The organism is Haladaptatus ordinarius (assembly GCF_054177595.1).
On record NZ_JBPEHH010000129.1, the window covers coordinates 1 to 8,978 of the forward strand.

Here is an 8,978-nt window from a genome sequence, read left to right on the forward strand (position 1 = left end):
AAGGTTCCGAGGCGTCTCAAAACACCACTTACAGGGCTATCTAAACTTCTTGGGCTGGATCCTCAACACCGACGACTGGTTCGAGCAGATCCTAAGTACTGACTTCTACAGATGAGCGAGCTACAATATCCGAGACGACCGAAACAACACAGTAATTGGTGCGACGCTACTGTGTTCGTCGATTTTCATGGCGCCTGTTGCCCAGCTGCAGAAAAACGAGGCAAGAACGTGAAGTTGATTGTCTTCCGTTGAGTCTGCATATCTGACTCTTCGTTCTGCTATTGATGGAGTCACTTTGCAACAGATATCGGCTGTGCCTGATTTCCGATTAGCGGCTCGTCTCCTATTCGGTCATTTCATGGGCTAAAGCGGCGGTTCTACGACGCCCTCCCATGGGAGGTGGTGGGAATATCATGAACCAAGCCACGTGGTATCGTATGGCGTTGTCAATCATAGTTTATGCAATCGTCGCGGTGTATCTAGTAGCACTGCTCGGCATCGGACTATACGCTGCACGAAACGTCGAAACAGACCAGGATTTCATGCTTGCGGGCAAGCGGCTTGGGCCAGTGTTCATTGCTGGCACGATTGCTGCGACAGAGATTGGAGGCGGGAGCTCGATGGGGGTCGCACAGCAAGCCTACGGAGAATGGGGACTTTCCTCGGCGTGGTACGTCATTACAATGGGTATTGCGTTTGTCCTGCTTGCATTTATCGCACCAAAACTCCGTTCGACACTGTCGACGACTGTTTCGGAGTTTTTCTTTAAGCGATATGGGAAAGAAAACCACATTCTAACCGCAATCGTGCTCCTCCTGCCGATGATCGGATTGACGGCCATCCAGATTATGGCATCTGGGATCGTGTTCTCGATTCTCGTCGGTGTCGATTATACGACGGCAGTCTTGCTCATGGGCACAGCAGCGGTTGGCTACTCAATGGTTGGTGGGCTCTGGAGTGTGACTTTCACCGATATGATGCAGTGGATATTCGTCATCGGGGGAGTGATACTCACGGTGCCCTTTGCGCTCAACACCGTCGGTGGCTGGGGAACCATGACATCCACGTTGGAGCCATGGCGGTTCAGTCTAACCAAGGGAATCGGCTGGAGGCAGATTCTTAGTCTGACTGTCATTTACTTCACTAGTTTCAGTGTCGGACAGGAGTACGTCCAACGCTACTTCGCTGCTGAATCAGACAAAGCAGCGAAGTGGGGATCGCTCGGTGCTGCAGCCTCGTACTTTTTATTCGCATTTTTCCCCGCAATTCTTGGATTGGCTACGCTGACCTACCAGGCAAACGGTAACACCATCCCGTACGTTGCTGAATATGGATCGAGATATGTCCTCCCCGGATTCGCGACTGTTGTTCTTCCTGATATCCTGATCGGTATCCTGTTCGGGGCGCTCGTGTCGGCAACGATGTCGAGTGCGGACTCAGACCTCGTTGCTGCCTCAACTATCGTCGTCAACGACCTCTATAAGCCATATATCAACCCTGATGCGTCGCCCGAGCAGCTCGGAAAGCTGAGTAAGGTCGCAACTGGTGTCATCGGTGCGGCTGCAATACTCGTCGCGCTATTCAATATCAACGTGATTGTAACCGTGCTCATGTTCTCATTCTCATTTCGTGCGGCTGGTATCTTCGTTCCCTACATCATGAGCCACTACTGGGACAAGGGCAGCAAAACCGGTTCGTTTCTCGGAATTCTCGCCGGGAGTTCGGTCGTTGGTCTCGAAGCGCTCGGGATGATTTCGTTCGGTGCGTGGAAAGAACCCGTGATTCCGGGTATTCTTCTGAGCGCTGTCGCATTCATCGTCGGAAGCTATCTCATTCCCGATAGCGAACAGCCAGAGATTGTGGCAGAACTCAAAAAGGAAAAACAAGCTGACGCAGATTAACTGACTGTAGCCGCTACATCTCCTCCCTTCAGGAGCCCGCCGGGCACGTAACCGATACGCCCAAACGGAAGATGCGGTGTCCCCGAACCCTTCGCGTTTGGTGTACAAACGAGACACAGAGCGGTTCCTAGACGCCATCATCGACTCACAAACACTCTCGATTCGTACAAACGATTCAGTGATGACTCTCGTGCGTCAAATTGCGAGGTACTCACATCAACTTATATTTCGCAATACTTCACTGATCATCGGGAAACCAATGGACGAACTACACTATCGACGTCACCTGACGGCTTCTGTGTACGTGCCAATCGACTCAGGAAAAGCTGGCGTAGGCGGGATTAGTCGCCGAACCTGGCGGTGAGGTCACCGTCCACATACCGGTTCTGAACGAATCCTAGCGCATTCGTCAGCATGGTATGGCCGAGGAATGTCGGCGTATACTCCAGCATTCCGAACGGATGGAGGTGCGACTGGTTCGCTGGCGGGAGAAGCCCACCGATTACGTGGATTCCCGTTCCATTATCACGAGTGAGCGACCCTGCACCCACGTACGGTGACTCTTCGTAGAATGGCCTCGCGTACGTGATCCCAGCGATCGTCCCATCTGCCCGCTCGAAGGCATCCACATTGACGACGGTCATCGGTGCTTCACCAGAGAAGGTGATGGGATAGCCAAGCGGCGCTGGCTTCCAGAGTTCGCGCTGAATCGATCTGGTATCTGCGAGGAGCGGATGCTCATCGTTTCGCTCACCGAGGAACGCACTGAAGATCGTGATCTCGTCGATATCGTCACTGTCTATCGTCGTAGCGAGCGAGTTCTCCAGCTCGCCGAGGAGTGTAACACCACGGTCGGTGAGCACGAGATTCCCACCCGCCTCGACGAATCGATCGATCGCATCGATATAGGCGGGGGTATCGAGTCCCTCCGCGTGCGAGACAACGAGATTCTCGACTGCGAGCGAATTCGGCCCGTTGAGAAGAGCGCCGTCCACGATGTCCGTGACGGTCACTCCGTCCATCAGGGTGGCGTCGTCAGTTCGATTCCCGTCTGATCGACCCTGGTCGCGGTTCGACGATTCGAGATTCCCTGAGCGTGAGAGATAGTCGCGGTAATCTTCGAAGTACGCGAGCGGTGAGACCGTGTAACCCCGCTGCTGGTATCCGAGGACCTCCACAGGATCTGGCGTGGCAAGATCGTCGTCACCCTCGGTCAGCAGGGTCGTGACGGTGACTGTCGCGGTCGTCACTTGCCCGCCCCGTGCCTTCACAGCGACCGTCCATTCACCTGCGGTGGGATTCAGTACCGTCCATTCAGCTGTTTTCTTGGCTTGGTCGTCGATTCCCGCAGCCCTTGAGTTGAACGACCGAACGACCTGCCCACTTGGGTTCCGGAGTTGGGCGATTGCGTTCCCGTCGGGACTCACGGTGACCGCAAGTGACCGTGTTGCTCCCGGAACGTCGAACGAAGACGACCGCCACTGCTGGCGCACGCTCAGTGTCTTGGTGAACTGCCGTCGGTCGCTCCCAACCGTCGTCAAATCGTTTGACGATCGCGTGAGCGCGTCCGTCGCTACGTAGGCCGACTTTGCGTCGGTCTCGATTGTCCCTTGCACGGATCGAACAGCGTGAGCGGTGGTGGCCCGGATGACCTCCTGGTAGCCGATGACCCAAAGGTTCGTGAGCCACGGCTCGTATGGTCGCCGCTCGAATACCCGGTTGTCCCAGCCCATCTCGTGGGCCATGATCTGCATGCCGAGACCGCCTTGCTCTTCGGGTTGGCTCATCCATGAGATGAGCGTCCCCGTCGTCGTGTAGCCGATAGTATCGAGGATCGTCCCATAAGAATAGGCGACCTCAGGGACGGGCGCGTCGGGATAGCCATACCGCTGATTCAAGTTCTCGAAGTCGCTTTGATGCTCTTCCAAGAGGCCGTTCAGTGCGGAATCAACGCGTGTTTGGGTTCGCAGGTTCCACTCGTAGAGGTCGTGGAATTGGTCGTGGTTGTACTGATCGTTGACGATGAGACCGTTGACGAAATCGGTCGACATGAACTTACCGTGGAGATCCGACCCTACACGTAGGTTCTTGTATTCACGGAGGTGCTCGACGATTGCGAGCGAGTCAGGAACGGTCTCCGTATACTCCGATGTAACGTCAGAATCGATGCCAGGGTCGTCGTCGATGAGGTTCATCCCGTTCGGTTCTGCGGGATGATAACCTGGGTTGATCCATCCGTTTGTCGGGTACTGGCGGTTGGGGTCAACACCCGTTGCAGTGGCACGCTTGAAGGAGTTGTGACCCAGCTCGTCGATGAGGTCATACTGGGGATTACGCGACACCCAGCCGTCCGGATTCGCGTAGACGAACACCAATACTACGTCATCGAGAAGTGATTCGATTTCGGGCTCTTCTCCTTCGAGTACTTGCTCGACGAATCGAGTACCAGCTTCAGCACCTGATCGCTCGTCTCCGTGAATCGAGAGGACAAAGAGCGCCTTTTCCTTCGCTCTGAATGCATCCTCATCGTGAATATCGTTGGTTACCTCGGCGACGTACACCTCCTTCGGATCGTCTTCACCGAGGAAGGCGTTGTAATGACCCGGACTCTCTCCGATTCCGTAGAACCGGAGGCGGTTCTCGTGACGAGACTGGAGGTGACTCATTCCATCGATCATCTGCTCGTAATCGATGTAATCGACCGCGTCGTGGGTGTCCGGGAACACTCCGCGTGGATAGTGCTCGAGTAGCCAGAACGGATTGGAACCTGGTGAGAACTGGAATCGGCTCACTTGTTCGATGCTGGCTACATCGGTCGCTTCGTCTCGTGTGAGGGTGACGTATGCGGCGACACTCGGATCGGTCGTGGTCACCGGGTCAAGGCCACGTTCCTCGAGTGCGGTGAACCCGCTCTCATCGTCGATCGAGAGGAGCGTTGGAATCTCGAACTCCTCGTCGACGTGATTGACGATGTAGGTATAGATGTCCGTGAACTTCGACGAGGAGACGTCCGCGAGGGCGTTCCCCGGAAGTGCGAGTGCGCTGGCCGTCGCTGCCGACAGTCGGACGAACGTTCGGCGAGAGATGGGGCTGTCCTTGAATTGCTGGTCGGAGGGCTTCTGCATAGGTCACTGCCTCCCCGTTCCGGCAGGGGTACTTGTGCAGTCCCTCCACAGTCCCCGCCGATGGCGTATCGCAGCCGTATCTATGGTGGTGCTCGATGCTCGAAGTAGCGTCGGTTTTTCTAGTGTCATTATACGATGCGGATTGTTAGTAGTTGATGAGTAGCTTGGTTAATTAGTCATTATAGCTATCCTTATTCGATGAACAGACTCGAAGTATTATAGTGGAGGAGCGATATGAATTGGGGGTCTTTTCAGACGAGCAGGGTGAGGTCATCGAATTTCAATTGACATCGGGTGAAATGACTCGATATTAGTTGTCGACTTCCGCTTCGATTCTGTTTGAGAAAGCCTCGGCCTTCGGGTGAGGAGATCACTTTCGCGATGTGTCCTGTTTCTGGCGCCGACCAGAAGACATGACGACGAGTACGTATTTTCGACGGGTCTCATCTGCCAGTCACCCAATCGAAGAAATGAACCAATAGAGACGAATATCGGCTCGTTTTCCCTTCGAAGAGGTCCCTTGAGGCATCCATGAGAGCGTCTAGTTAAAACAGTAACTGTTACAGAGATAATGACAGATGTCTCATATTAAAATATCAACGCTATCCCGATGATTTATACATCGAGGGTACAATTGTTAGCATCACACATGAGTGAGGATACCAAACTTTCACGCAGAACTGTCGTAATCGGTGCTGGCGTCAGCACATTCACGGTCGGTACAGGAATCGGAACGAGTGCCCCACCACGGTTTATCATCGGGACGGATTCTAACGCGGCAACCAGCACCGCAAAAGACCGGGCCGCCGAAGTGATTCGAGACCTCGACTTCGGATCGAACGGCCAGGCAGTGGTCGGGCGCTTCAGCAAAACTGACCGTGAAGCGTTGCGCTCGCACCATGGTGTCCGGTATGTGGAACCAGATATCCGTGTGCATGCGATTGCAGAAACGCTCCCGTGGGGTGTCGACCGGGTGGACGCAGAAGTTGCTCACACGAGTGGGGAAACCGGGAGTGGTGCAGATATCGCCATCATCGACACTGGTATCGACACGGATCACCCCGACCTGCAGGCGAACCTCGGCACTGGCGCATCGTTTGTCGACTACACTTCTTCGTGGAACGATGATAACGGTCACGGCACCCACTGTGCGGGGATTGCCGACGCTGTCGACAATTCTACCGGGGTGATCGGCATCAGTACCGCAGCCACGCTCCATGCAGCGAAGGTACTCGATGGAAGCGGCAGCGGGTATGCCTCTGATGTGGCGGCGGGCATCGTGTGGGTTGCCGACCAAGGGTATGATGTCGGCAGTCTCAGCCTCGGCAGCCGACAGAGCTCGTCCGTGATCAAGGACGCCTGTACGACCGCATACGAGAACGGCGTCCTCCTCGTCGCGGCTGCTGGAAATGATGGCCCCGGCAATAACAGCGTCGGCTATCCGGCCGCCTATCAAGCGTGTATCGCCGTCAGTGCAACGAACAAGGATGATACGTTACCACGGTGGTCCTCACGTGGATCTGAGGTGGAACTCGCAGCACCTGGTGCCAATATTCTCTCGACGTACAACGACGGTGGGTACACCTCGCTCTCTGGGACATCGATGGCCTGCCCACACGTCAGTGGGGCAGGTGGACAGCTGATGGCGAACAGCTATACGAATAGCGAAGCCCGCCAGCGTCTCCGTGCGACAGCCGAAGACATTGGTCTCCCACGCGAGGAACAGGGGTATGGCTTACTCGACGTCGAGAATGCCGTCCTCGGGACGACGACCGGCGATAATCTAAACGATGGGTCGGGTGATAGCGGAGGTTCAGCCCCAGCCGTCGACACGCTCCGTCTTACCGAGAACAATTCTGGTGGCAGTCCACATGCCGAGTTCGATGCGTCGTGGACAGTGAGTGATTCGGATGGTGACCTTGCCACTGTCGATCTCACGCTCACTGATCGCACTGACGGTGACATTGAAGACTCCTCAACGATCGAAGTAAGTGGTGATACAGCGACACGGACGACATCGCTCCGGGCAAAACACGAGGAGAGCTCTGGGCACACGTATCGGGTAGAACTCGTCGTGAGCGATGCAAACGGAAACACAGCCGCAGCAACGGCAGACGAAATCGAAGACGGGTCGTGATCACGCCGTTGTAATAATGGGGGAGCGCGGCCGCGCTCCCCGTTCACTCGCAGAAACACCGCAGAAACGACCGCACTCGGCAGTAGTCGTCCGTTGTGTACTGTCGGTGGCATTGGTGGAAATTTTGTCCCGGTGGCTGGTGTGATGGTGAACGCGGGGGGTTCGCCGGACCCCCAGTATTATGAGAGTGGGATCAGCCCTCCCGGTGGGTGCGAACCCACCCATGGAGGTCCGGGTGATTCCACTCGACGTGGATACTCTTCTCGTCGATCTTGGTAGTGAAATCAATATCGGGGTTCGCGAGATGCCCATCGACGTACGCAACGCCGGGTACACGTTCGGCCATTTCCTCCATCACACGATAGCCGTCATTCTTGTACGCACAGCCGTAGTGAGTCGAAACCTCTCGAAAGCCCAACCGTGCAACCAGCACGTCGTCCGTCTTGGCGACATTCTTCGCGTACGTAAGGACATTGATTTTAACCACGTCGCCTCTCTGCCGCCGTTGGTCGTTGACTCTGCCGAGCCGGAGGAACGTGCCTTGCTCGTTCTGAAGATACTCCTTGAGACCCAGTGGGGTATTGAGTGGTTCGCAGCGATTTATCACCCGTATCGTATCAAAAAGGAGTACCAAAAGGATCAGTAGAGTTGGAGGTTCTTGCAAGTGTGTATCATACTTTTACCCCTCCCGCCGCGGCCGCATTCGCTGAATTTTGCGCTGGCGCCTGCGGCACGGTGCGGTGTGGTCGCGAGGTGGACTAATTCGCATCCTGCCTGTCGCAGTCTGCGGCGGGGCGGGCGGTAGTGGTGGGTTGGCACCTTTGTACCAGTATCGATGAGTGAGAAATGAATTGTCCAATTTTAACCTCTTGTAGGTAGTTGGGGTTTAGTATGATAGGGAATCTAACAAAAGTTGCACATACTATTGGTTCTTGGATGCCAAAAGAACTAACAGACGCTGGAATTAAAGCAGTAAATAGGATTTGTGGCCCTTACTATACTGAGAATATCCAAGAGTATTACGCGACTTTCTATTGCCCTACGACAATGTCTTGGGAGTTGGTGAATATACATCAGGTCGCGGAAAAACCAGTAGTATCACGTATCTTGGAACATGTACCTGAACGCGAAGGTACGATATTCTACGATATCGGGGCTAATATAGGCTTCTTCACATGTTTTGTTGGTCAGGCTGTAGAATCAACATATTCATTCGAGCCTTATCCGCCAAATGTCTCTTTATTGGAAAAGAATATTAGTATAAACAATGTAGATGCAACCGTAATCGATGTAGCTTTGAGCGACAACAATTCAGAGATTGAACTTAATGTTCCGATAACCGACAAAGCAGGGGCAGCACAAGGTACAATGCTTAGTTCCCACCCGTTGAGACATGATTTTGTAGAACATATAAAAGTAAAATCGTATGAATTGGATAAATATGTAGTAAAAGAAAGCTTCCCAGCCCCCGATATAGTAAAAATTGATGTAGAAGGTGCAGAGATTAATGTTCTTGAAGGCATGAAGAAAATACTATCCGAGGAAAAACCGACTTTGTTTATTGAGCCGCATGGTACTGCCGAAAATATAAAACTTTTATTAAGGGAGTATAATTATACTTTCTGTTCTGTCTCATCTAACCGCAAGGAGGATGAACACCCTACGATAATCGCTAATTGACATCCTCCTGCGCCTGAAGACCTGTCTCTTACCCATAAGTCAGTGATAGAGAGAAAATCTAATCAAATGAGATCTGAGAAGAAGGAATGAGTCAAAATGCGGTCATCATTGGAACTGAACCTTGAGTCGCTATGA

The 8,978-nt window shown here is 53.7% G+C and carries 5 protein-coding genes and 1 pseudogene; 4 read left to right on the forward strand and 2 right to left on the reverse strand.

The features are described 5' to 3' along the window. Positions 1 to 115, forward strand: a pseudogene (locus ACR3FF_RS23840) (IS1595-like element ISHti5 family transposase); the annotation flags it as partial. Between the two features lie 298 nt (positions 116 to 413). Next, positions 414 to 1,901 carry a sodium:solute symporter family protein gene (locus ACR3FF_RS23845; RefSeq protein WP_458190621.1) on the forward strand — a complete coding sequence of 496 codons (1,488 nt, stop codon included), beginning with the start codon at positions 414 to 416 and terminating at the stop codon, positions 1,899 to 1,901. A 341-nt stretch (positions 1,902 to 2,242) separates the two neighbouring features. Here ACR3FF_RS23845 and ACR3FF_RS23850 read toward each other — a convergent pair whose 3' ends face one another. Next, on the reverse strand, positions 2,243 to 5,026 hold the full coding sequence (locus ACR3FF_RS23850; protein ID WP_458190622.1) for a M14 family zinc carboxypeptidase: 2,784 nt from the start codon (positions 5,024 to 5,026) through the stop codon (positions 2,243 to 2,245). A 649-nt stretch (positions 5,027 to 5,675) separates the two neighbouring features. On the opposite strand from ACR3FF_RS23850, the gene ACR3FF_RS23855 reads away from it, so the two are divergent. Then, positions 5,676 to 7,163: a S8 family peptidase gene (locus tag ACR3FF_RS23855; RefSeq protein ID WP_458190623.1), complete on the forward strand. Its 1,488-nt coding sequence runs from the start codon at positions 5,676 to 5,678 to the stop codon at positions 7,161 to 7,163. A 193-nt stretch (positions 7,164 to 7,356) separates the two neighbouring features. Here ACR3FF_RS23855 and ACR3FF_RS23860 read toward each other — a convergent pair whose 3' ends face one another. Beyond that, positions 7,357 to 7,650 (reverse strand): hypothetical protein, encoded by a 294-nt coding sequence (locus tag ACR3FF_RS23860; RefSeq protein ID WP_458190624.1) that lies wholly within the window; start codon positions 7,648 to 7,650, stop codon positions 7,357 to 7,359. Between the two features lie 404 nt (positions 7,651 to 8,054). On the opposite strand from ACR3FF_RS23860, the gene ACR3FF_RS23865 reads away from it, so the two are divergent. Next, positions 8,055 to 8,843 carry an FkbM family methyltransferase gene (locus tag ACR3FF_RS23865; protein WP_458190625.1) on the forward strand — a complete coding sequence of 263 codons (789 nt, stop codon included), beginning with the start codon at positions 8,055 to 8,057 and terminating at the stop codon, positions 8,841 to 8,843. Positions 8,844 to 8,978 lie beyond the last annotated feature (135 nt).